Origin of the sequence: Devosia sp. Leaf64 (genome assembly GCF_001421945.1) — a bacterium.
GTDB lineage: Bacteria > Pseudomonadota > Alphaproteobacteria > Rhizobiales > Devosiaceae > Devosia.
This window is the reverse complement of the sequence record NZ_LMLO01000024.1, coordinates 99,416-121,594: the sequence shown is the minus strand read 5'-3', so window position 1 is coordinate 121,594 and position 22,179 is coordinate 99,416. Positions and strand designations below refer to the sequence as shown.

21 protein-coding genes are annotated in these 22,179 nt (G+C 60.8%); 5 read left to right on the top strand and 16 right to left on the bottom strand.

All coding sequences use genetic code 11. The features are described from left to right. Window positions 1-10: 10 nt before the first annotated feature. The 13 genes from ASE94_RS18215 to mdh all read right to left on the bottom strand — a co-directional run bounded on the left by ASE94_RS18215 (window position 11) and on the right by mdh (window position 14,985). Entirely contained in the window at window positions 11-742 is a 732-nt protein-coding gene (locus ASE94_RS18215) for a FadR/GntR family transcriptional regulator (RefSeq protein ID WP_061910286.1), read from the bottom strand. Between the two features lie 4 nt (window positions 743-746). Continuing rightward, on the bottom strand, window positions 747-2,027 hold the full coding sequence (locus tag ASE94_RS18210) for a TRAP transporter large permease (RefSeq protein WP_062631526.1): 1,281 nt from the start codon (window positions 2,025-2,027) through the stop codon (window positions 747-749). Between the two features lie 7 nt (window positions 2,028-2,034). After that, window positions 2,035-2,562 carry a TRAP transporter small permease gene (locus ASE94_RS18205; protein WP_062631525.1) on the bottom strand — a complete coding sequence of 176 codons (528 nt, stop codon included), beginning with the start codon at window positions 2,560-2,562 and terminating at the stop codon, window positions 2,035-2,037. Between the two features lie 53 nt (window positions 2,563-2,615). Further along, on the bottom strand, window positions 2,616-3,596 hold the full coding sequence (locus ASE94_RS18200) for a TRAP transporter substrate-binding protein (RefSeq protein WP_062631524.1): 981 nt from the start codon (window positions 3,594-3,596) through the stop codon (window positions 2,616-2,618). Window positions 3,597-3,927: 331 nt separating this feature from the next. After that, complete coding sequence (gene lpdA, locus ASE94_RS18195; protein ID WP_062631523.1) at window positions 3,928-5,337, bottom strand: dihydrolipoyl dehydrogenase; 1,410 nt, start codon at window positions 5,335-5,337, stop codon at window positions 3,928-3,930. Between the two features lie 24 nt (window positions 5,338-5,361). After that, window positions 5,362-5,994 carry a LysE family transporter gene (locus ASE94_RS18190; RefSeq protein ID WP_062631522.1) on the bottom strand — a complete coding sequence of 211 codons (633 nt, stop codon included), beginning with the start codon at window positions 5,992-5,994 and terminating at the stop codon, window positions 5,362-5,364. An 80-nt stretch (window positions 5,995-6,074) separates the two neighbouring features. Further along, window positions 6,075-6,464, bottom strand: a complete 390-nt coding sequence (locus ASE94_RS18185) for an MAPEG family protein (protein WP_062631521.1) — start codon at window positions 6,462-6,464, stop codon at window positions 6,075-6,077. 47 nt (window positions 6,465-6,511) lie between these two features. Then, window positions 6,512-6,967, bottom strand: a complete 456-nt coding sequence (locus tag ASE94_RS18180) for a hypothetical protein (RefSeq protein WP_062631520.1) — start codon at window positions 6,965-6,967, stop codon at window positions 6,512-6,514. Between the two features lie 172 nt (window positions 6,968-7,139). Further along, window positions 7,140-8,411, bottom strand: coding sequence for a 2-oxoglutarate dehydrogenase complex dihydrolipoyllysine-residue succinyltransferase (gene odhB, locus ASE94_RS18175; RefSeq protein WP_062631519.1), 1,272 nt, complete (start codon window positions 8,409-8,411; stop codon window positions 7,140-7,142). A 22-nt stretch (window positions 8,412-8,433) separates the two neighbouring features. After that, complete coding sequence (locus tag ASE94_RS18170) at window positions 8,434-11,439, bottom strand: 2-oxoglutarate dehydrogenase E1 component (protein ID WP_061910268.1); 3,006 nt, start codon at window positions 11,437-11,439, stop codon at window positions 8,434-8,436. Window positions 11,440-11,816: 377 nt separating this feature from the next. Beyond that, window positions 11,817-12,719, bottom strand: a complete 903-nt coding sequence (gene sucD / locus ASE94_RS18165) for a succinate--CoA ligase subunit alpha (RefSeq protein WP_061910266.1) — start codon at window positions 12,717-12,719, stop codon at window positions 11,817-11,819. Between the two features lie 18 nt (window positions 12,720-12,737). Further along, window positions 12,738-13,931: an ADP-forming succinate--CoA ligase subunit beta gene (gene sucC / locus ASE94_RS18160; protein ID WP_061910264.1), complete on the bottom strand. Its 1,194-nt coding sequence runs from the start codon at window positions 13,929-13,931 to the stop codon at window positions 12,738-12,740. A 91-nt stretch (window positions 13,932-14,022) separates the two neighbouring features. Then, window positions 14,023-14,985: a malate dehydrogenase gene (gene mdh / locus ASE94_RS18155; protein WP_062631518.1), complete on the bottom strand. Its 963-nt coding sequence runs from the start codon at window positions 14,983-14,985 to the stop codon at window positions 14,023-14,025. A 196-nt stretch (window positions 14,986-15,181) separates the two neighbouring features. On the opposite strand from mdh, the gene ASE94_RS18150 reads away from it, so the two are divergent. Both ASE94_RS18150 and ASE94_RS18145 read left to right on the top strand, forming a co-directional pair. Beyond that, window positions 15,182-15,436 (top strand): BrnT family toxin, encoded by a 255-nt coding sequence (locus tag ASE94_RS18150; RefSeq protein WP_061910260.1) that lies wholly within the window; start codon window positions 15,182-15,184, stop codon window positions 15,434-15,436. Continuing rightward, a complete protein-coding gene (locus ASE94_RS18145; RefSeq protein WP_061910258.1) occupies window positions 15,429-15,854 on the top strand; it encodes a BrnA antitoxin family protein in 426 nt (141 codons plus the stop codon). The genes ASE94_RS18150 and ASE94_RS18145 overlap by 8 nt, the downstream gene beginning before the upstream one ends. On the opposite strand, the gene zapE is transcribed toward ASE94_RS18145, so the two are convergent. The 3 genes from zapE to ASE94_RS18130 form a co-directional block, all read right to left on the bottom strand. Continuing rightward, complete coding sequence (gene zapE, locus ASE94_RS18140) at window positions 15,851-17,008, bottom strand: cell division protein ZapE (protein ID WP_200913704.1); 1,158 nt, start codon at window positions 17,006-17,008, stop codon at window positions 15,851-15,853. The genes ASE94_RS18145 and zapE overlap by 4 nt on opposite strands. A gap of 160 nt (window positions 17,009-17,168) precedes the next feature. Next, window positions 17,169-17,792 (bottom strand): AprI/Inh family metalloprotease inhibitor, encoded by a 624-nt coding sequence (locus ASE94_RS18135; RefSeq protein WP_061910254.1) that lies wholly within the window; start codon window positions 17,790-17,792, stop codon window positions 17,169-17,171. Window positions 17,793-17,912: 120 nt separating this feature from the next. Then, on the bottom strand, window positions 17,913-18,146 hold the full coding sequence (locus ASE94_RS18130; protein WP_061910252.1) for a hypothetical protein: 234 nt from the start codon (window positions 18,144-18,146) through the stop codon (window positions 17,913-17,915). Window positions 18,147-18,342: 196 nt separating this feature from the next. Here ASE94_RS18130 and ASE94_RS18125 point away from each other — a divergent pair, with 196 nt between their 5' ends. Genes ASE94_RS18125 through ASE94_RS18115 form a run of 3 tightly spaced genes read left to right on the top strand, consistent with a single transcriptional unit; the run spans window position 18,343 to window position 22,174 of the window. Next, window positions 18,343-19,443 (top strand): microcin C ABC transporter permease YejB, encoded by a 1,101-nt coding sequence (locus tag ASE94_RS18125; RefSeq protein WP_061910250.1) that lies wholly within the window; start codon window positions 18,343-18,345, stop codon window positions 19,441-19,443. Continuing rightward, entirely contained in the window at window positions 19,440-20,543 is a 1,104-nt protein-coding gene (locus ASE94_RS18120; protein ID WP_062631517.1) for an ABC transporter permease, read from the top strand. The genes ASE94_RS18125 and ASE94_RS18120 overlap by 4 nt, the downstream gene beginning before the upstream one ends. Further along, on the top strand, window positions 20,540-22,174 hold the full coding sequence (locus ASE94_RS18115) for an ABC transporter ATP-binding protein (protein ID WP_061910247.1): 1,635 nt from the start codon (window positions 20,540-20,542) through the stop codon (window positions 22,172-22,174). The genes ASE94_RS18120 and ASE94_RS18115 overlap by 4 nt, the downstream gene beginning before the upstream one ends. The last annotated feature ends 5 nt before the right edge of the window (window positions 22,175-22,179 follow it).

Sequence of the window (22,179 nt, the reverse complement as noted above, 5' to 3'; positions counted from 1 at the left end):
GGTGAAAGGGTCAGTCTTGCTCGGTCAGGCGGGCGCGATAGCGGTCCTGGCTGCGCGAGAGATGTTGGCGCATGGCCTCGCGGGCAGCGTCGGCATTCTGGGCAGCAATGGCCTGAAGGATGCGCTTGTGCTCCTCGTGCAGCCCGGCCTGATAGTCATAAGTCAGCACGCTCTCCGTGCCCCAGGGCGAAGCGACATCGCAGGGGATCGTGCGGCTCCCAAGGCCATCAAGGACTTCGATGTAGAACGGGTTGTTGGTCGCAGCAGCGATCGCGCGGTGGAACGCAAAATCGGTCTTGCCCGTAGGATTGCCCGATTTTAGCAGCAGGCCAAATTCGTGCCAGGCCTCCTGGATCGCCGCTTCCTGGCTGGCGCTGCGGCGCACCGCAGCGAGCCCGGCGGACTCGATCTCGATGCCCATGCGCACTTCGAGCACGTTGAGGGCGACCGAAATCTTGTTCGACGTTTCCCCGCCGATCGCGGCAAAGGCGCTGGCAGCATTCGCTAGCACGAACACACCCGCTCCCTGCCGCGGCTGCACGGAACCATCCGCCGAAAGCGCTGCGATGGCTTCGCGCACAACGGTGCGGCTGACGCCGAAATGCACGGTCAACTGGCTTTCGGTGGGCAGCTTTTCGCCCGGCCCGAATTCACCGGACGAAATGCGCTTTCTCAGCGCATCGATGACCATTTGTGCCAGCTTGGGCTTGCGGGCGGGAAGTGCGGCTTCAACGAGGGACATGACCTTACCGGAACTGACTCGGCAACCAGAGCGAGAGCGCCGGAATATAGGTCACGAGCCCGAGAACGACGAGCCCTGCCCCATAGAATGGCCAGACACTCTTCATGGCTTCCCAGACCGTGATCTTGCCCACGGCAGCAGCCACAAACTGCACCGGCCCAAGGGGCGGCGTATTGAGCCCGATGCCGAGGTTGAGGATCATGATGACGCCGAAATGCACGGGGTCGACGCCGAAGGCCGAGACCATGGGCAGGAAGATCGGCGTCGTGATGACGATCAGCGGACCCATATCCATAAAGGTGCCGAGAAGGAGCAACAGCACGTTGATCAGCAGCAGCACCATCAGCGGATCGGTGGTCAGCTGCGAGATCGCGTCAGTGAGAATGGTCGCAACCTTGAGATAGGCCATGAGCCAGCCGAAAGCCGCCGCCGCGCCGATGATGAACAGCACCATGGACGTGGTCCGCACCGCACCCATCACGCAGTGCACGAATTCCTTCGGCCCCATGGAGCGGTAAACCAAGACGGTGACGAGCAGCGCATAGATCACCGCGATGCAGGAGCTTTCCGTGGCGGTGAAGATGCCGGAGCGAACGCCACCGAAGATGATGACGATCAGCATGAGGCCCGGGATCGAAATTAGGAAATACTGGAAGGCCCGCGCAAACCCCGGGAACGGCTCCGTCGGATAGCCGCGCTTCACGGCAACGAAATAGGCCGTGACCATCAGCGCTGCAGCGAGCAGCAATCCGGGGATGATACCAGCGGTGAAGAGATCGGGGATAGAAATGCGCCCGCCGCCCGAGAGCGAATAGATGATCATATTGTGGCTGGGCGGCAGAAGAAGCGCGATCAGTGCCGCCATCGAGGTCACGTTCACCGCGTAATCAGCGCCATAGCCGCGCGCCTTCATCTGCGGGATCATGATGCCGCCGACCGCTGCGGCTTCCGCCACGGCCGAGCCGGAAATACCGCCAAAGAGCGTCGAAGCCGCGACATTGACTTGGCCCAGACCGCCCCGGACATGGCCGATCAGCGAGCCAGCAAACTGGATGATCCGCGCCGCAATCCCGCCCCGCATCATCAGATCGCCGGCAAAGATGAAAAACGGAATGGCCATCAGCGTAAAAGCGGAAACGCCGGAATTGAGCTGCTGGAACACGACGATTGCCGGGCGGCCGAGATAGACGACCGTCGCAAAGCTCGCGATTCCGAGGCAGAAGGCGATGGGCGTACCCACCAGCATGAGCAGCGTGAAGACGCCGAAAAGAATCCAATATTCCATTTTTCCCTCAGTCCGCCGTCACGGTGGCATCGATGATGGGATCATCAACATTCTCGCCGGCAGCGCGCAGCAAGAGGCGCTCGAGCGAGAACAGGCACATCAAAAAGCCCGCGATGACGATTGGGAGGTAGGTGAAGGTCTGCGGCAGGCCGACTACCGGAATGCGCACGGTCCAACCGCGCAAAGCCAGTTCACCGCCATAATAGACCATGCCAGCGGCGAAGGCGAAAATGGCGATGTCGCTCATCCCGCGCAGCCAAGGCTTGCCCCCCGGTGGCAGGATATAGAGAAGCACGTCGAACCCCATATGGAAGTTCTCGCGCACGCCAACGGCCGCGCCCAAGAAAATGAACCAGCTCATGATCATGATCGAACCGGCCTCGGTCCAAGGCGGCGACGAATTGACCACGTGCCGCATGAAGACCTGATAGGCCACGATCACCGTCATCGAAACGAGACCGATACCGGCAACCCAGAGCGCGCCTTCCGACAAGGCATGCGTCACCGCTCCGGCTCTCTTGAACCGTTCTCTCATGGCTCAAACTCCTCGGGGGAAAGACGGGCCGGCCTGAGCCGGCCCGAGAGGCCTCAGCCTTCGGTGGCCTGGATGCGGGAAACGAGGTCCTGCAGCTTAGGATCGGTGACATACTTGTCGTAGACCGGCTTCATGGCTTCGATGAAGGGGGCCTTGTCGACTTCGTTGATCGTCGCGCCGAGCGCTTCGACGGCAGCCTTGGATTCGACTTCCTTGGCCTGCCAAAGTTCGCGCTGCACGGCGACGGATTCCTTGGCGGCTTCGCGGAACAGCGCCTGATCTTCCGGCGACAGGCCATCCCAGACGACCTTGGACACCACCAGCACTTCGGGCACCATCAGGTGCTCGTCGAGCGAGTAGTACTTCGCGACTTCGGCGTGACCGGCCGTGTCATAGCTCGGATAGTTGTTTTCCGCGCCGTCGATAACGCCAGTTTGGATGCCGGAATAGACTTCGCCATAGGGCATGGGGGTTGCATTGGCGCCGAGAGCGCCGACCATGTCGACAAAGATGTCGGACTGCATGACGCGGAATTTGAGGCCCGCCATGTCGGCCGGAGAGTTGATCGGCTTTTCGCTGTTGTAGAACGAGCGCGAGCCGCCGTCATAGAAGGCAAGCGCGACGACATCGACAGGATCGAAGGCGGCGAGAATTTCCTCGCCGATCGGACCATCGAGCACGTTGTGGAAGTGCTCGGCCGAGCGGAAGATAAACGGCAACTGGGTGACTGTGGCTTCCGGAACCTGGGTGCCAAAGGCGCCGATCGAGATGCGGTTCATATCGATGACGCCGAATTGGGTCTGCTCGATCGTGTCGGCTTCCTGGCCAAGCTGGGCCGAGTGGAACACTTCGACCGAATAGCGGCCATCGGTCTTTTCGCTCAGCAATTCCCCGAATTTCTTGACCGCTTCGACGGTCGGATAGCCATCGGGATGCGTGTCGGACGAGCGCAGCACCGTCTGGGCGCTGGCCGTCGAAAGCATGAGCGAAGTCGCGACAACGGCCATAGCCGCCATCTTTGGCAGATGAAACATGGATGTCCTCCCAAAAATCCAGCGTCAGGTCCCTTCCTCGAACCAGACGCATGGCCGGCCTATGCCGGCCGCTGGGCACCCTCCCCTCCTCGGAAATTGGTGCCGTGGGCAAACTGGTATGGAAGTCTTCAAGACAAGTCAACATACAATTAATCTGAACTTGTATGATGAATTATCGACAGGCAGAAAAGGCGCCGTGATTAGCGGCGCCTCATCTGTCTTCGATCAAACCACTGCGTGTCATCCCCGCGCAAGCGGGGATCCATCTTGAGATGTCAGGATGGGCCCCGGCCTTCGCCGGGGTGACAAGCGGTGGAGCTCGGAGACTGCGTCAGATATGGATCGCCCCGTCGCCCAGCGCAAGCGCCGCTTCACGCACAGCTTCCGACAGCGTCGGATGGGCATGCGTCGTCCGCGCCAAATCTTCCGCAGCGCCCGAGAATTCCATCAGCGTCACCAACTCGTGGATCATTTCGCCGGCATTCTTGCCCACAATATGGGCGCCGAGCACGCGGTCGGTTTCGACATCGGCGAGGATTTTGACAAAACCCTGCGTCGCCAGCATCGCCTTGGCGCGGCCATTGGCGGTGAAGGGGAACTTGCCGATCTTGTAGTTGACGCCATCGGCCTTGAGTTCGTCTTCGGTCTTGCCGACCGTGGCGACTTCGGGATTGGTGTAAACCACCGACGGGATGGCGGCATAGTTCACATGGCCGGCCTGGCCCGCCAGGATTTCCGCGACGGCAATGCCTTCGTCCTCGGCCTTGTGCGCCAGCATCGGCCCGGCAATCACGTCGCCAATGGCATAAATGCCATCGACCGACGACTTGTAGTGTCCATCGACCTTGACGCGGCCGCGCTCGTCGAGCGACACGCCAGCGCCTTCAAGGCCGAGACCTTCGGTGAACGGCTTGCGGCCGATAGCGACGAGCGCGATGTCGGCGTCGATCACTTCGGCCTGGCCACCCTTGGCCGGCTCGACCTGCACCTTGAGCGCGCCGCCTGCATCCTTCTGAACGCCGGATACCTTGCTCGAGAGCTTGAATTCCATGCCCTGCTTTTGCAGCATGCGCTGGAACTGGCGGGCAACTTCGCTGTCCATGCCGGGCAGGATGCGATCGAGATATTCGACGACGGTCACCTTGGCGCCAAGACGCAGCCAGACCGAACCGAGCTCGAGCCCGATGACGCCGGCGCCGATAACGAGGAGATGGCCCGGCACCTTGTCGAGCGACAGCGCGCCCGTCGAGGTGACGATGGTCTTTTCATCGATGTCGATGCCCGGAAGATTGGCCGAAACCGAACCCGTTGCGATGACGATGTTCTTTGTTTCGATTTCCTGCGCAGCGCCGGACTGCGGCGTCACCAGCACCTTGCCCGCAGCCGGGATCGAGCCAGTGCCGCGAAAAACGGTGATCTTGTTCTTCTTGAAGAGATAATCGACGCCGCCGACATTGGAGGCCACGACATCGGACTTGTGCGCCAGCATCTGCTGCAGGTTGAGAACCGGTGCCGGAATGTCGATGCCGAGCTGCTTGAAGCTGTGCCCGGCTTCTTCGAAAAGCTCGGATGCGTGGAGCAGCGCCTTCGATGGGATACAACCGATATTGAGGCATGTGCCGCCGAGCGTCGGCCACTTTTCGACCACGGCCACCTTGAGCCCGAGCTGCGCGGCGCGGATGGCGCCCACATAGCCGCCGGGGCCGGAGCCGATTACTACGAGGTCGAATTGGTCTGCCATGGTTCTTCTAAGCCTCAGATAAGTTTAGCGCTGCTGTGCCAGCGCGACGCGAACGGCCAACGCCAGGAATGTAATGCCGGTAACCCGATTAAACCACCGGCCGACGCGGAAAAAGCCCTGCCGCACCGAAGGGGTCGTAAAGAAAAACGACACCAATGCGAACCAGGCAAAAAGCATAAGGCTCATGCTGCCCACGTAGATAACTTTTACTTCGCCAGGCGTGTGGATGGACACGAGCGAGGTGAACAGCGCGAGGAAGAACAGCACGGCCTTGGGGTTGAGGAGGTTCGTGAGGAACCCAAGCGCGAAGGCCGCCATGTCGCCACGGCGGGCCTGCGCGGCATCGAGTTCGGATGGCGGCTGCGGCGGCGGGCTGCGCAGCGCCTGAATGGCGAGCCAGACGAGATAGGCTGCGCCCAACCACTTCAAGATATTGAACAAAAGCAATGATTGGCCGACGATCACGCCGACGCCGAGCAGCGTATAGGTGCCGTGGACGAGGATCGATGTGGCGATACCGGCGGAGGTGAAGAGCGCAGCGCGGCGGTCATGGGCCACCGATTGGCGCAATACCATGGCGAAATCTGCGCCAGGAATGACAGCATTGATGCCAAAGGCCAGCATGAGGCCGGCGAATTCGAGCCAGGGAAAAGTCATGGTGCACCGCAATGATAGCGGTCAAACCGTTACACCACTGGCTTCCGGGCGGCAATGCGCCGCCCGGCAAGGGTCCTCACCTAAAAGGCAACGCCCACAAAGAGAAGGAGCAGGCCGATCATCGACACTGTCCAGATGCCGGAGCGCACAAAGGGCACGTCGATAAAGTAAGCTGGGATATAGACCCACCGCGCCCAGAACCAGATCTGCGTGCCCCACTGCGTCAGACCATCGGAGCGGCCGGAGAGCTCGGTCGCGACGGCGAGCACGATGAAAATGCCATAGGTTTCAAGGAAATTGCGCAGCGCGCGATTGCCGCGGGCGGCCCATTTATTGGGCGGCCGCTCATTGTCGCGCTGCGAGCCGGCATATTTGATCCCGTAATCGAGCCGGTAGGCCGTCGATTGCACGAGAACATAGGCAAAGGCGAGCGCGGCGCTCCAGATCAGGAAAGTCAGTTCGGTGCTCATGAAATCCTCCGGCAACTGTAGCTGAAACGCGCGAGACGTCCGCTGGATCAGGACGAGGCCGAGATTTCCTGCGCCCGCTTCAACGGATCGGGCAATTGCTGATCGATATCGAGCGCGCCTGATTCCACTTGGGCCAGAAAGGCGCGGCAGAAATTGTCTTTGTTGTCGGCCTGGTTATAGGCCGTCATGATCTGCGAACCGCCATAGGTTTCGGCGGCGCGGCGCTGGTCCTCTGCCCCGCCGCCCAGCCGAGCGATGACGCGATCGGCGAGATCGAGAAAGCCGATATTCCGCAGATACCAATTGTCGGCGGCCGCCTTATAGGCGCCATCGAGACCGGTGGTTTCGTAGCAATGGGTGGTCATGACATCGACGATGGCTTGCGAACCATGGAAGGCCATAAGCTCGCCGATCAACTGCTGATTGCCGGCGGAATCATCCTGTGCGGTGGCGGGGATAACCGGAACGAGAAGAAGAGCGATCAGGGTCAGACAAAAACGCAACCCACATCTCCGAGGCGTGTGACAGTTCAACGACTACGCTATGCATAGGGGCCACTTCCGCTAACAGGTCGTTAACATCGAGCTCCGCCAACAACACGGTTTGGTTAGACCAAGAAAAAAGGCCCGACGAAGCGGGCCTTTCGCGTAACGCATCGTTGGCTTCAAACGTTCCTTAGAGGTCGAGGACCAGACGCTCGGGCGCTTCGAGGCTTTCCTTGACGCGGACGAGGAAGGTGACCGCTTCCTTGCCGTCAACGATCCGGTGGTCATAAGAAAGCGCGAGATACATCATCGGACGGATGACGATCTGGCCGCCGACGACGACCGGGCGCTCCTGGATCTTGTGCATGCCAAGAATACCAGACTGCGGCGCATTGAGGATAGGTGTCGACATCAGCGAGCCATAGACACCACCATTGGAGATGGTGAAGGTGCCGCCCTGCATGTCGGCCATCGACAGCTGACCGTCGCGAGCCTTCTTGCCGAGATTGCCGATTTCTTTTTCGATCTGGGCGATCGACATCTGATCGGCATTGCGCACGACCGGAACGACGAGACCCTTATCGGTACCCACGGCGACGCCGAGATGGGCATACTGCTTGTAGATCAGTTCATCGCCATCGATCTCGGCATTAACGGCCGGGATTTCCTTGAGCGCGTGAACCACGGCCTTGGCAAAGAAGCCCATGAAGCCAAGCTTGACGCCATGCTTTTTCTCGAACAGTTCCTTGTAGGAATTGCGCAGGTCCATGACCGGCTTCATGTCCACTTCGTTGAACGTCGTGAGCATGGCCGCAGTGTTCTGCGCGTCCTTGAGGCGGCGGGCAATGGTCTGGCGGAGACGGGTCATCTTGACGCGTTCTTCGCGCTCTGCATCGCCGGCAGCGGTCGGTGCGCGCGGCGCAGCAGGCGCCTTGGCTTCGGCAGGCTTGGCAGCCGGAGCGGGTGCAGCCGGGGTCGAGGTGCGGGCGAGAGCGCCGAGCACATCTTCCTTGAGCACCTGGCCAGACTTGCCCGAACCGCCGATCGCATTGGCATCGAGGCCATTTTCGTTGATCAGCTTCTGAGCCGATGGCGCCGGAGCGCGGTCGGTCGCACCAGCCTGCTGGATCGGCTCGGGGCCGGCAGCATTGGCAGCAGGCACTTCGGCCTTGGCAGGAGCCGGCGCAGCAGCAGCGGCAGGCGCAGAGGCAGCAGCCCCGGCACCGGCAGCGCCGATGGCGCCAAGCAGCGCGCCGACATCGACGGTGTCGCCGGGATTGGCGGCAATAGCTTCGAGCACGCCGGCCGAAGGGGCCGGCACTTCGATGGTGACCTTGTCAGTTTCAAGTTCAACCAGCGGTTCGTCAGCGTTGACGGTATCGCCAACCTTCTTGAACCACTGGCCGATGGTCGCTTCGGTGACGCTTTCGCCCAGCGTCGGCACACGGATTTCTGTCGACATTGTTGATCCTTTTATCTCGTGCTTACTTGGCAAACGCTTCGTCGAGGAATTCCTGGAGCTGCGCCAGGTGGGTGCGCATCAGGCCGGTTGCCGGCGAGGCGGCAGCCTTGCGTCCGACATAGCGAACGCGCTGATATTCGCGGCCGATCTGGTCGAACACCCATTCCACATAGGGCTGGATGAACGTCCAAGCGCCCATATTGCGCGGCTCTTCCTGGCACCAGACGATCTCGGCATTGGGGAAGCGGCTCAATTCGTCCACCAGCGCCTTGGCCGGGAACGGATAGAGCTGCTCGACGCGGAGAAGGTAGACGTCATCGACGCCCTTCTTCTCGCGATCTTCGAGGAGATCATAGTAGACCTTGCCGGTGCACAGGACGACGCGGCGGATCTTGTCGTCGCCGACAAGGCGCGTAGTCGTCTTCGGCACGCCCGGAGCCTCGGCATCGTCCCAGAGGAGACGGTGGAAGCAGGAATCAGGGCCCAATTCGACGAGGCCAGAGACGGCGCGCTTGTGACGCAACAGGCTCTTTGGCGTGAAGAGGATCAGCGGCTTGCGGAAGTCGCGCTTAAGCTGCCGGCGCAGCACATGGTAGTAATTGGCCGGCGTTGTGCAGTTGGCGACCTGCATATTGTCTTCGGCGCAAAGCTGGAGGAAGCGCTCGGGACGCGCGGAGGAGTGCTCCGGCCCCTGCCCTTCATAGCCATGCGGCAGAAGCATAACGAGGCCCGACATGCGGAACCACTTGCGCTCGCCCGAGGAGATGAACTGGTCGATGACGACCTGCGCACCGTTCACGAAATCGCCGAACTGGGCTTCCCAAAGGGTCAGCGCCTTCGGCTCGGCCAGCGAGTATCCATATTCGAAACCGAGCACGGCTTCTTCCGAAAGCATCGAGTTGATGACTTCGTAGCGCGCCTGGTTTTCCGGATCGAGATTGTTGAGCGGGGTATAGCTCTTGTTCTCGACCTGCTGGTCATTGAGCACCGAATGGCGCTGGCTGAACGTGCCGCGTTCGCAATCCTGGCCGGAGAGACGGACCGGGTGGCCTTCGGTGACCAACGTACCAAAAGCCAGGGCTTCCGCGGTGGCCCAATCGATGCCCTCGCCCGACTCGATCGCGCCGAGGCGGTTGTCGATGAAGCGCTTGACCGTGCGGTGGACGTTGAGGTCTGCCGGAACGGTGGTGAGCTTGGTGCCGATCTCGACGAGCTTGTCGAGCGAGACACCGGTTTCGCCACGGCGCGGGCCCTCTTCGTCGGCGGGCTTGAAGTTCTTCCAGGCGCCATCGAGCCAGTCGGCCTTGTTCGGACGGTAGTCCTGGCCGGCTTCAAACTCGGTTTCGAGCTTGGAGCGCCAGTCGGCCTTGAGCTTGTCGACTTCGGCAAGGCTGATGACGCCTTCGGCGGCCAGCTTTTCCGAGTAGATTTCAAGCGTCGTCTTATGGCTCCGGATCTTTGAGTACATGAGCGGCTGGGTGAAGCTTGGCTCGTCGCCTTCGTTGTGGCCGAAGCGGCGATAGCAGAACATGTCGATGACGACAGGCTTGCCGAACTTCTGGCGATATTCGACCGCGACCTTGGCGGCGAACACCACGGCTTCCGGATCATCGCCGTTCACGTGCAGAACCGGCGCTTCGATCATCTTGGCAACGTCGGTCGGATAGGGCGACGAACGCGAATAGATGGGCGAAGTGGTAAAGCCGATCTGGTTGTTGATAACGAGATGGATCGAGCCGCCGGTGCGGTGACCCTTGAGACCGGAAAGGCCCAAGCATTCAGCGATGACGCCCTGGCCGGCAAAGGCCGCATCGCCATGGATCAACAGCGGCAGGACCATGGACCGGTCCGGCTTGCCGTCGACGGCAATGTTGACGAGCTTGCCATCGGGCGCGATGTGCTGGTCTTGCTTGGCGCGCGACTTGCCGAGCACGACGGGATCGACGATCTCGAGATGGCTGGGGTTCGCGGTCAGCGACAGGTGAACCTTGTTGCCATCGAATTCGCGATCGGAAGACGCACCAAGGTGGTACTTCACGTCGCCCGAACCTTCGACGTCGTCGGGATAGAAAGCGCCGCCCTTGAACTCATGGAACAGGGCGCGATGCGGCTTCTGCAGCACCTGGGTCAGGACATTGAGGCGGCCGCGGTGGGCCATACCAAAGACGATGTCCTTGATGCCGAGCGCGCCGCCGCGCTTGATGATCTGCTCGAGCGCCGGAATCGCGGCTTCACTACCATCAAGGCCGAAGCGCTTGGTGCCGGTATATTTGACGTCGATGAACTTTTCGAAGCCTTCTGCCTCGATCAGCTTGGAAAGGATCGCCTTCTTGCCTTCGGCGGTGAAGGTGATTTCCTTATCGGGGCCCTCGATGCGCTCCTGGATCCACTGCTTGGCTTCCGGATCCGAGATATGCATGAATTCGATGCCCACCGTGCCGCAATAGGTGCGCAGCAGGATGGCGAGCATTTCCGGGAGCGTCGCGTATTCGAGCCCCAGATAGTTATCGATGAAAATCTTGCGGCTGTAGTCGGCTTCGGTGAAGCCATAGCTCTTGGGGTCGAGCTCGGGAGCCGGTTCTTCGGCCTTGAGACGCAGCGGATCGAGATCGGCATGCAGATGGCCGCGCATGCGATAGGCACGGATCATCATGATGGCGCGGATCGAATCGCGCGTCGCCTGCAGCACATCGGTGGCGCTTGGCGCGGGCTTGCCTTCGGCAGCAGCCTTCTTGGAGGTCGCCTTTTCAGCCTTGACCGCCACTTCGCCCCAATTGCCGTCGAGCGCAGCAATCAGGTCGCCACTCGCCGCCTGCGGCCAATCCTTGCGGCCCCAGCTTGCGCCTTCGGCGTTCTTCAACGCTTCGGCATCACTGTCGTCGAGCCTTGAGAAGAAGCTGGACCACGTACCATCGACACTCGACGGATCGGTCTTGTAGCGGGAATAGAGTTGTTCGATGTAGTCGGCGTTCCCCCCATAGAGGAACGAGGTCAGTAAGAACGCGTCGTTCTTTTCCTGTCGTGTCATCGCTTTTTGCGCAGGACCTTGCGTCCTGTCATCCTTCTCAACAAACCGGCGGAGAGCCGGTTCTCAATTGCGGCCACCCAAAGTGGGGGAATATTGACCGCTTTTCCTTTGTATCTTGTTAAGACTTGCGGCGCCCTGAGCAGGCGCCGCGACTTAGAACATATGTACCAAATCGGTCGGCGTCCGGCTTAACACCAAACCGTGACCGAAGCGCGACCGACATTGGTCGCAGAGGGGAAATTTGGTGGGTGGGAAGACCCCCACCTAGCCTCCCCCCTCGTAGGGGGAGGGGTCTGTCCGTGGCCCACCAAGATCGAGCCAAACTCGATGCGTCCCTCCCCTACCAGGGGGAGGTTAGGTGGGGGTCGCGACCGTCTTTAGCCGCGCAGAACTTCCACAAGCGTCGTACCCAAACGTGCCGGCGATGGCGAAACGCGGATACCCGCGGCTTCCATCGCAGCAATCTTGGATTCCGCATCGCCCTTGCCGCCGGAGACGACAGCACCGGCATGGCCCATGGTGCGGCCCTTCGGCGCAGTGCGGCCAGCGATGAAGCCAGCCATTGGCTTCTTGCGGCCCTTCTTGGCTTCGTCGATCAAGAACTGCGCCGCATCTTCTTCAGCCGAACCGCCGATTTCGCCGATCATGATGATCGACTGGGTGGCTTCGTCGGCAAGGAACATCTCGAGCACGTCGATGAATTCGGTGCCCTTGACCGGATCGCCGCCGATGCCGACAGCCGTGGTCTGGCCGAGGCCTTCGTTCGAGGTCTGGAACACGGCTTCATAGGTCAGCGTGCCGGAGCGCGAGACGATACCCACCGAACCCTTGCGGAAAATCGAGCCCGGCATGATGCCAATCTTGCATTCTTCCGGCGTCAGGACGCCCGGGCAGTTCGGGCCGAGGAGACGCGACTTGGAGCGGTCGAGGCGAGCCTTGACGCGCACCATGTCCATTACCGGGATACCCTCGGTAATGCAGGTGATGAACGGGATTTCCGCGTCGATCGCTTCGATGATGGCATCGGCAGCGCCGGCTGGCGGCACATAGATGACCGAGGCGTCAGCGCCGGTGCGTTCCTTGGCTTCGGCAACGGTTGCGAAAATCGGCAGGGATTCGCCGCCAGCGCCGGTCCAGGTTTCGCCACCCTTCTTGGGGTGGATACCGCCGACCATCTGCGTGCCGTAATAGGCCAGAGCCTGTTCGGTGTGGAAGGTGCCGGTCTTGCCGGTCAGGCCCTGAACGAGGACCTTGGTGTTCTTATTGACGAGAATAGACATCAGGTAAGGTCCTTCAAATTAGCCGTTGATCGCCGCGACGATCTTCTTGGCGGCGTCGTCGAGATCGTCGGCCGCCGTGATCGCGAGACCCGACTCGTTGAGGATCTTCTTGCCCAGGTCGACATTGGTGCCTTCGAGGCGCACGACCAGCGGCACCTTCAGACCCACTTCCTTGACGGCTGCGACAACGCCTTCGGCGATGACGTCGCACTTCATGATGCCACCAAAGATATTGACGAGGATGCCCTCGACCTTGGGGTCAGCCGTGATGATCTTGAAGGCTGCAGCGACCTTCTCCTTGCCGGCGCCACCGCCGACGTCGCAGAAGTTTGCCGGCTCCTTGCCGTACAGCTTGATGATGTCCATGGTCGCCATCGCAAGGCCCGCGCCATTGACCATGCAGCCGATGTTACCATCGAGCGCAACGTAAGCGAGGTCCCACTTCGAGGCCTCGATTTCCTTGCTGTCTTCTTCGCTTTCGTCGCGCAGCGCCTTTACGTCGTCGTGACGGAAGAGCGCATTGCCGTCGAACGAGACCTTGGCGTCGAGGACGCGGAGGTGCCCGTCGGTCATGACAATCAGCGGGTTGATTTCGAGAAGAGCCATGTCCTTCTCGCTGAACGCCTTGTAGATGATCGGGAACAGCGTCTTGGCGTCTTCGGCGGCAGCGCCGTCGAGCTGAAGCGCGGCAACGATCTTAGCGGTATCAGCAGCGGTGACGCCGGCTTCTGGATCGATGGCGATGGTGTGGATTTTTTCGGGCGTGTCATGGGCGACAGCTTCGATGTCCATGCCGCCCTCGGTCGAAACGACGAAGGCCACCTGACCGACTGAACGATCGACCAAGAGCGAGCAATAGAGTTCGCGGGCGATATCGGCGCCGTCTTCGATATAGAGGCGGTTGACCTGCTTGCCGGCATCGCCAGTCTGAGCGGTCACGAGGGTGTTGCCGAGCATTTCCTTGGAGAATGCCACGACGTCCTCGATGGTGCGGGCGAGGCGAACGCCGCCCTTGGCATCGGGACCGAGTTCCTTGAACTTGCCCTTGCCGCGGCCGCCGGCATGGATCTGGCTCTTGACCACATAGAGCGGGCCGGGCAGCGACTTTGCCGCAGCTTCAGCTTCGTCAGCCGAATAGATGGCGACGCCGGCAGCAACGGGCGCGCCATATTCTTTCAGCAGCGCCTTGGCCTGGTGTTCATGGATGTTCATTGGATTCCCCTTGGGTGGGCAGATGATAACCGGCCGATTCTAGAGACCGGAAAGGAGAAGCCGCCGGACTTGCCAGCGGCTTTTCATAAACTTACGCCAGCTTTGGCGCGATCTTCTTACAGGCTTCGATCAAGCCTTCAACCGACTCGACGGACTTGTCGAAGGCTTTTTGTTCGGCCGAATTGAGCGAGATTTCGATGATCTTCTCAGCGCCGCCGGCGCCGATCACGATCGGCACGCCGACATACGTATCCTTGACGCCATACTGGCCGGAAAGGAAGGCAGCAGCAGGCAGTACGCGCTTCTTGTCCTTGAGATAGCTTTCGGCCATCGCAATGGCGGAGGCGGCCGGCGCGTAAAAGGCCGAACCGGTCTTCAAAAGACCAACGATCTCGGCGCCACCGTCACGGGTGCGCTGGACGATCTCGTCGAGCTTTTCCTTGCTCATCCAGCCCATCTTGACGACGTCGGTCAGCGGAATGCCGGCAACGGTCGAATAACGGGTCAGCGGCACCATCGTGTCACCGTGGCCGCCGAGCACGAAGGCCGAAACGTCTTCGATCGAAACGCCAAGCTCTTCGGCGATGAAGTGGACGAAGCGCGAGCTATCGAGAACGCCGGCCATGCCGACGACCTTGTTCGCCGGGAGACCCGAGAACTTCTGCAGCGCCCAGACCATGGCGTCGAGCGGATTGGTTATGCAGATAACGAAGGCGTTGGGCGCATACTTCGCGATGCCCGCACCCACCTGATCCATCACCTTGAGGTTGATTTCGAGAAGGTCATCGCGGCTCATGCCGGGCTTGCGCGGCACGCCGGCGGTGACGATAACGACGTCGGCGCCTTCGATATCCTTGTATTCCGACGTGCCCTTCATGGCAGCGTCAAAACCCTGGGCCGGAGCCGACTGGGCGATATCGAGAGCCTTGCCCTGGGGAACACCATCAACCACGTCGAACAGGACGACGTCGCCCAGTTCCTTCTGTGCGCTCAGCAGAGCCAGTGTTCCGCCGATCTGTCCCGCACCGATAAGGGCAATCTTCTTGCGCGCCATAAGTCTTCATCCCAGACTGCGTTGAATTGGCGCACGTCTTAACCCTGTCGGGCAAACCGGGCAAGTGAACCCTTCGTCTTAGGGCGCAAATCTGCCTTGCCGATGAGCGATGGGGGAATGCCGGTTGGGCATGCAGTAATTTCTGTACCGACACTAATTCTTGCGTCGCGCATTTATTGGAGTTACAAATATTCCAATGCTGATCACCTGGGACGAACCCAAGCGCCTCGCGAACCTCGCCAAACATGGCCTGGATTTCCGCGACCTCGACGCTGAGTTTTTCCTGTCCGCCTTTGTCGAGCCATCGCGTGACGGGCGCTTGCTCGCGATAGGGAGCTTGTCTGGAGTGCAGGTGATCGTTGTGGTGTTTCGCCCGCTTGGTTCCGAAGCGCTTTCGGTGATTTCGATGCGACCGGCGAGCCGTCAGGAGAGGATGCAAACTCATGCCTAAAAACTGGCCTGCCTTCGTTACCAAAGATCTGGACGATAGTCCCGGTGGCGAAGCAGAATTGCAGCGGCGTTGGGAACTGTACAACGAGGAGATGCAGGCGCTGATCGCGGCTGGCGGCGTTCACCAGGATGACGATGGCTGGTGGGTCGATGACGCCACCGGCGAGCTAATTGGCCCCGACCCGGAAATCGAGAGACCGTCCACCGACGATGAGCTCGCGCAATTCCGTCCCTTCACTGAGGTCTTTCCTGAACAGGCGGAAAGCATCCGGCGCAGCCGAGGCCGCCCTCCCCTCGAAAGCCCGAAGCAGCAGGTCACGCTGCGTATCGACGCCGATGTGCTCGCCCGCCTGCGCGCGTCTGGCAAAGGCTGGCAGGGCCGGGTAAATGACGTGCTTAAGAAGTCGGTCGGACTTTAGCTTACTGTTTCCACTGGCGCCGCGTCCCGCAGACCCTTGGCTAGGTATTCTTCGGACTGCATTTCGTTGAGGCGCGAGATGGTCCGCTGGAACTCAAAGGCGGTCTTGTCGTCTTTGCCCAGCGCCTCGAGCCCGACCTCGAAACTGGCAGCGAGTTTAACACCACGGTCGTATAGGCTATCGATCAGGAGGATAAAGCGCTTGGCAGCATCGGACTTGGTGCGGTCCATTTGCGGCACGTTGTCGAGCATCAGCGAATCGAAATGGTGGGCGATACGAACGAAATCCCGCGTGCCCAGCGGCTTTTCGCAAAGGTCAGCGAAGGCGAACCGCCCTGCGCCCATGGATTGGAGCGGCACGGGGATTTGCCGGCCGATGCTCTCGATGCTGCCGGGTTGTCCGGCCTCGCCACCGGTAATCCGCAGCCACAGACGGTCCATAACCGGCTTCACCTCGACTGGTTGACCAAAGGCGTAGACTTGCTGGCCGGCGAATTTCAGCCGCCGATAATCCTGCTCGGAAAGGAGCGTGACGACCTCAGCCTCAGCCTTGAGACGCGCAATGAATGGCAGGAAGAGCTGGCGGTTGAGACCGTCTTTATAGAGCTGATCCGGCTCGACATTCGAGGTCGCAACCAGCGTGACGCCGCCGGCAAAGAGCTTTTCAAAAAGCCGATCGAGCAGCATGGCATTGGTGATGTCATGCACATGAAACTCGTCGAGACAAAGCACGCGCAGGCCCGATTTCAGGATCGGCTTGGTGACGGCATCGATGGGATCGGCATTATCGTCCCTGCCCCGCGGTGATTTCCGGAACGCGGAAATGCCGGCATGCACCTCATCCATGAATTCATGGAAATGCACTCGACGCTTTTGCTTGATCGGCAGTGCTCCATAGAACAGGTCCATGAGCATGGTTTTGCCACGCCCCACCTCGCCGACGAGATAAATGCCACGGATGTGCCGCGGCTTCTCGAAAAACCCCAAAAAGCCCTTGGATCGCTGTTCGGTCAGGTCCCGCCAAAGCCGATCGAAATGGGTTGCCGCTTCGAGCTGTGCCGGGTCGGACGTCAGCGCGCCGCGCTCGACCAATGCGAGATACTCGCTGCGAACCGGGCTCGCGACAGGGTGGGTAGCAAACTGATTTTGGGACAAGAGAATGAACCGCTGGGAAAGAGGCCCGGGCAACAACCCGACAAAGCGGTCGAAACCCGACGCTTGTGGCCCATCCATACTCGACACGCCAGCCCGCACAAACGGTATGGCAGCGGAGCAGGCAAAAGAAAGAGCCGGTCTCGCGACCGGCTCCAAAAACTTATCGGGCGATCGAGATCGCCTGACCGCCGCTCATGGTGCCGATATAGCGGCCACCCGAGGGGGCGAGGAAGGCAGCGATATTGCCGTTATCATCATAAAGCTGGAGCTGGCTGCCCACCTGCTGCCAACCTGTGACGCCAGCGATCTGGGCCACGGTGCAGCCCGGCGAGGACGCACGATAGTAGGACGTGCCCGTCTTGGCCGTCATCGGCAGGTTGAGCTGGCATGTGCTGGCGCCGGCCGTCACCGTCCATACGCCTTCGGGACCAGCCGAGAAACCGGCAGCCGGAGCGCCGACATTGACGATCGAGCTATTGCTGCCCATCGGCGTCGTCATCGAGCCCGATGCGGACGCCGTGGTCATCGGCGCCATGCCGCCAACTGGCGCGCCGCCAAGCACGGGCGTACCCGAAAGACCGGGCGCTGGCGTGCCCGATGCACCGATAGCGGGCAGCGTGCCCTGCTGTACTGTCGAGGACTGAACCGGCTGCAACTGCTGCGCCGGGCGTACGACATTGAGATTGGCCGTGTTCGACTGGCTGGTGGTCGAACATGCCGCCAGCGTCATCGCGACGAGGCCCAATCCAACCACGGAAGCGGATCCGCGCATCCAAACCTTCATTGGTCACTCCTGCCCGAAGGCTTAAAGGAAATTAACTCTTTAGGCGGCTTATTAACGCAAGCCGCGCTGGGGTTCAACGCCCGTCCCGCATAGAAAACATCGCTTCTGTTTATGGCGCTTTTACGTGCCACTCTGGCCCATGTCCTTCAACAACTGTTCGACCAGAACCGTTGCATCGGAGGCCTCTGATTCCGGAACGTTTATGCCGACCCCTTCCGGCCCGAAGAGATTGGGCACACCGGGAAGCCCGCCATCGCCTTGCTCCATGGGGTGAAATCCATGCGCGCGAAGGGCCACAAGGATGACCCGGGCCACACTGTCGTCGCGCACCTGCGCAATGGTCATGAAGTTCATCAAAACTCCCTTTCTGCGCCGAATGTGGCCCGCTCTTTGCCGTAGAGGCAATGAAAACCTTGCACAGGTGAACAAGACAACGCGCTTGTGATGTTGCCAAATGTGGCAACAGGTGATGCACTGCAGCCAAGGTCCCGTAAACGCAGGTGATTTGCCCGCGAAAGAAGGATTATCGAGGAAACGAGCTGGAGCCGCGATGGGCGCCTACATCATCCGCCGACTTCTGCTGATGATTCCCACGATTTTCGGCATCATGGCCGTATCTTTCGTCATCACCCAATTTGCCCCCGGCGGTCCCGTCGAACAGGCGCTGGCCAATATGTCGGGGCAGAACGTCGCTTTAAGCGAGCGCGTGAGTGGCGGCGGCGAGGAGGTGCAATCCCAGCCCGGCCCGCAAAACAATCAAAAGGCTGGCGAATATCGCGGCCGGCAAGGGCTGCCGCCCGAGTTGGTCGCCCGAATCGAAAAGCAGTTTGGTTTCGATAAACCGCCGCTCGAGCGCTTCGGGCTGATGCTGTGGAATTATCTGCGCTTCGACTTCGGCCAGAGCTATTATCGCGACATTTCCGTCATCGATCTCGTCATCGAAAAAATGCCCGTTTCGATCTCGCTCGGGCTCTGGATGACCCTGATCGCCTATGGCATTTCGATTCCCCTCGGGATCGCCAAGGCAAGGCGCGATGGGTCCCGTTTCGATGTCTGGACCTCGACCGTGGTCATCGTCGGCTATGCCGTACCCGGTTTTCTCGTCGCTATTGCGCTGGTCGTCCTGCTCGCCGGCGGCAGTTTCTGGCAGGTTTTCCCGCTGCGCGGGCTCACGTCACCCGGCTTTTCGAGCTTCCCAATCTGGCGACAGGTTCTCGATTATTTCTGGCACCTGGTCTTGCCGATCATCTCCATGGGTCTTGGTGCATTCGCCACAGCGACGTTGCTCACCAAGAACTCGTTCATCGACGAAATCTCCAAGCAATATGTGACAACGGCCCGCGCCAAGGGACTGACCGAGCATCAGGTGCTCTATGGCCACGTCTTTCGCAACGCGATGATGCTGATCATCGCGAGCTTCCCCGGTGCCTTTATCGGTGCCTTTTTCGGCGGCTCCTTGCTGATCGAGACCATCTTCTCGCTCGACGGCCTGGGGCTTCTCGGCTTCGAAGCCATCGCGACGCGGGATTATCCCGTGGTCTTTGCGACGCTCTATATCTTCTCGCTCCTCGGCTTGGTCATCAGCCTCATTTCTGACCTCGCCTATATGTGGGTCGATCCGCGGCTCGATTTCGAAAGCCGCGACGCATGAGTTCGCTGGCTCTCTCCCCGCTCAACCAGCGGCGCCTTGCCAATTTCAAGAAAAACCGCCGCGGCTGGTGGTCGTTCTGGCTTTTTCTCGTGCTCTTCGTGCTGACATCGGGCGCGGAGTTCATCACCAATGATCGTCCTGTCCTCGTCTCTTACAAGGGCGAGGTCCTCGCGCCGGCATTCGTTACCTATCCCGAGGCAAAGTTCGGCGGTTTTCTGGCCACCACGGACTATCGGCAGCCCTTCATCGCCGAGGAAATAGCCGCCAATGGCTGGTCGATCTGGCCACCGGTGCGCTTCAGACATGACACGGTTGATGGTTATCTCCCCTCCTCCGGCACCAATCCACCGAGTTGGATGCTGACCTGGGATCAGTTCTGCTCGCGCTATCCCCAAGGAACAGCCGACCCCAATTGCCATCTCGGCAATTATCATTGGCTAGGGACCGATGATCGCGGCCGCGATGTCCTCGCCCGCCTCATCTATGGCTTCCGAATTTCCATTCTCTTTGGCCTGATCCTCACTGTAGTCTCGTCCGTCATCGGCGTCTTTGCCGGCGCCGTGCAGGGCTACTTTGGTGGTTGGCTCGATCTCATCTCGCAACGCCTCATCGAAATCTGGACGTCCGTCCCGGCGCTTTACCTGCTGCTGATCATTTCGAGCGTCATTGCCCCCAGCTTCTGGGTGCTGCTCGGCATACTCCTGCTCTTTTCCTGGGTCGCGTTGGTCGGCATCGTCCGCGCCGAATTCCTCCGCGCCCGCAACTTCGAATATGTCAACGCCGCCCGCGCCTTGGGCGTCTCGAACCTCACCATCATGTGGCGGCACCTCCTGCCCAATGCCATGGTCGCGACGCTGACCTTCATGCCGTTCATTCTCTCAGGCTCGGTGACCACCCTCACCTCCCTCGATTTCCTCGGCTTCGGCCTCCCCCTCGGCTCGCCCTCGCTTGGCGAACTGCTCGCGCAGGGCAAACGCAACCTCCAGGCACCCTGGCTAGGCCTCACCGGCTTTTTCACCATCGCCATCATGATGACCCTCCTCGTCTTCATCGGCGAAGCCGTCCGCGACGCCTTCGATCCAAGAAAGACGTTCTCGTGACCGCCCCCCTCCTCTCCGTTCGGGATCTGACCATCCGCTTCGGCGCCTTTGCGGCGGCTAAGGGTGTCAATTTCGCTATCGCGCCAGGCGAGACGCTGGCGCTGGTGGGGGAGAGCGGATCGGGCAAGTCGGTGACTGCCCTTTCGGTCCTGAAACTCCTGCCGCCTGCGGCGCAGCTAGAGGGCAAGGTGCTGCTTGATGGGCAGGATCTGCTCACTGCATCCGAGCAAGCCCTACGTGGTGTGCGCGGCAATCAGGTCGGGATGATTTTCCAGGAGCCGATGAGTTCGCTCAATCCGGTCCACACCGTCGGCAAGCAGATCGGCGAGGTGCTCGCGGTCCACCAAGGCATGCGCAAGACCGCGGCGCGGCAGCGGACGCTCGAGTTACTGGGTGAGGTCGGTATTCCCGATCCCGAAAGCCGGATCGACGATTATCCGCACCAACTTTCCGGCGGCCAGCGGCAGCGCGTCATGATCGCCATGGCGCTGGCCAACAACCCGAAACTGCTGATTGCCGATGAACCGACGACAGCGCTCGACGTCACGGTCCAAGCGCAGATCCTCGCCCTGCTGAAATCGCTGCAGCAGCGCCATGGCATGGCGATGCTGTTCATCACACACGATCTGACCATCGTGCGCCGGATCGCCGATCGTGTGGCGGTGATGACCGGGGGCGAGATCGTGGAAAGCGGACCGACCGCCGAAATCTTTGCGCGCCCGCAACACGCCTATACCAAAAAGCTGCTCGCTGCTGCGCCCAAGGGCGCGCCCAACCTGCCCAATGGTCACGCGCCGACACTGGTCGAGACCAAGGACCTAAAAGTCTGGTTCCCGATCAAGCGGGGCCTGCTTCGCCGTGTCGTGGGCCATATCCGGGCTGTCGACGGCGTCGATCTCGCGATCAAGCGTGGCGAGACGCTGGGCGTTGTCGGCGAAAGCGGCTCGGGCAAATCCTCGCTGGGCTACGCCATCCTGCGGCTCATTCCATCGAACGGCAAAATCGTCGTGCTCGGCGAGACAGTGAGCCAAAAATCATCGAAGGGCTTGCGGCCTTTGCGTCGGCACATGCAGATCGTCTTCCAGGACCCGTTCGGTTCGCTCAGCCCGCGCATGTCCGTCAGCGAGATCATCGGCGAAGGTCTGCGCGTGCATATGCCGAACCTCTCGTCGACTGAGCGCTCGGCCAAGGTGGAAGCGGCACTCAAGGAAGTCGGGCTCGATCCCGCAGCGGCCGATCGCTATCCGCACGAGTTCTCAGGCGGTCAGCGCCAGCGCATCGCGATCGCCCGGGCCTTGGTGATCGAGCCGGATTTCCTCGTCCTCGACGAGCCGACCTCCGCGCTCGACATCTCGATCCAGGCGCAGGTCATCGACCTGCTCCGCGCCGTGCAGCAGAAGCGCAATCTCACCTACCTGTTCATCAGCCACGACCTGCGGGTGGTCAAAGCCCTTGCCCACTCGCTCGTTGTCATGCGCCATGGCAAAGTGGTCGAAACCGGCCCGGCCGCGGCGATCTTTGCGCGGCCGCGCGATCCCTATACCCGCCAGTTGATGGCGGCCGCATTCGATATTGATCCAGTCGGCTCCACCAAGCCGGCAAAAGCCTCCGACGACACTCCAACCCCATAGACAGA

Coding starts and splice junctions, on each gene's coding strand:
- ASE94_RS18145 (WP_061910258.1), top strand. CDS start 15,429: ATGCCTAAAAACTGGCCTGCCTTCGTTACCAAAGATCTGGACGATAGT.
- odhB (WP_062631519.1), bottom strand. CDS start 8,411: ATGTCGACAGAAATCCGTGTGCCGACGCTGGGCGAAAGCGTCACCGAA.
- ASE94_RS18170 (WP_061910268.1), bottom strand. CDS start 11,439: ATGACACGACAGGAAAAGAACGACGCGTTCTTACTGACCTCGTTCCTC.
- ASE94_RS18135 (WP_061910254.1), bottom strand. CDS start 17,792: ATGAAGGTTTGGATGCGCGGATCCGCTTCCGTGGTTGGATTGGGCCTC.
- ASE94_RS18205 (WP_062631525.1), bottom strand. CDS start 2,562: ATGAGAGAACGGTTCAAGAGAGCCGGAGCGGTGACGCATGCCTTGTCG.
- ASE94_RS18200 (WP_062631524.1), bottom strand. CDS start 3,596: ATGTTTCATCTGCCAAAGATGGCGGCTATGGCCGTTGTCGCGACTTCG.
- ASE94_RS18210 (WP_062631526.1), bottom strand. CDS start 2,027: ATGGAATATTGGATTCTTTTCGGCGTCTTCACGCTGCTCATGCTGGTG.
- lpdA (WP_062631523.1), bottom strand. CDS start 5,337: ATGGCAGACCAATTCGACCTCGTAGTAATCGGCTCCGGCCCCGGCGGC.
- ASE94_RS18150 (WP_061910260.1), top strand. CDS start 15,182: ATGCTGATCACCTGGGACGAACCCAAGCGCCTCGCGAACCTCGCCAAA.
- mdh (WP_062631518.1), bottom strand. CDS start 14,985: ATGGCGCGCAAGAAGATTGCCCTTATCGGTGCGGGACAGATCGGCGGA.
- ASE94_RS18185 (WP_062631521.1), bottom strand. CDS start 6,464: ATGAGCACCGAACTGACTTTCCTGATCTGGAGCGCCGCGCTCGCCTTT.
- ASE94_RS18215 (WP_061910286.1), bottom strand. CDS start 742: ATGTCCCTCGTTGAAGCCGCACTTCCCGCCCGCAAGCCCAAGCTGGCA.
- sucD (WP_061910266.1), bottom strand. CDS start 12,719: ATGTCTATTCTCGTCAATAAGAACACCAAGGTCCTCGTTCAGGGCCTG.
- ASE94_RS18130 (WP_061910252.1), bottom strand. CDS start 18,146: ATGAACTTCATGACCATTGCGCAGGTGCGCGACGACAGTGTGGCCCGG.
- ASE94_RS18190 (WP_062631522.1), bottom strand. CDS start 5,994: ATGACTTTTCCCTGGCTCGAATTCGCCGGCCTCATGCTGGCCTTTGGC.
- ASE94_RS18125 (WP_061910250.1), top strand. CDS start 18,343: ATGGGCGCCTACATCATCCGCCGACTTCTGCTGATGATTCCCACGATT.
- sucC (WP_061910264.1), bottom strand. CDS start 13,931: ATGAACATCCATGAACACCAGGCCAAGGCGCTGCTGAAAGAATATGGC.
- ASE94_RS18120 (WP_062631517.1), top strand. CDS start 19,440: ATGAGTTCGCTGGCTCTCTCCCCGCTCAACCAGCGGCGCCTTGCCAAT.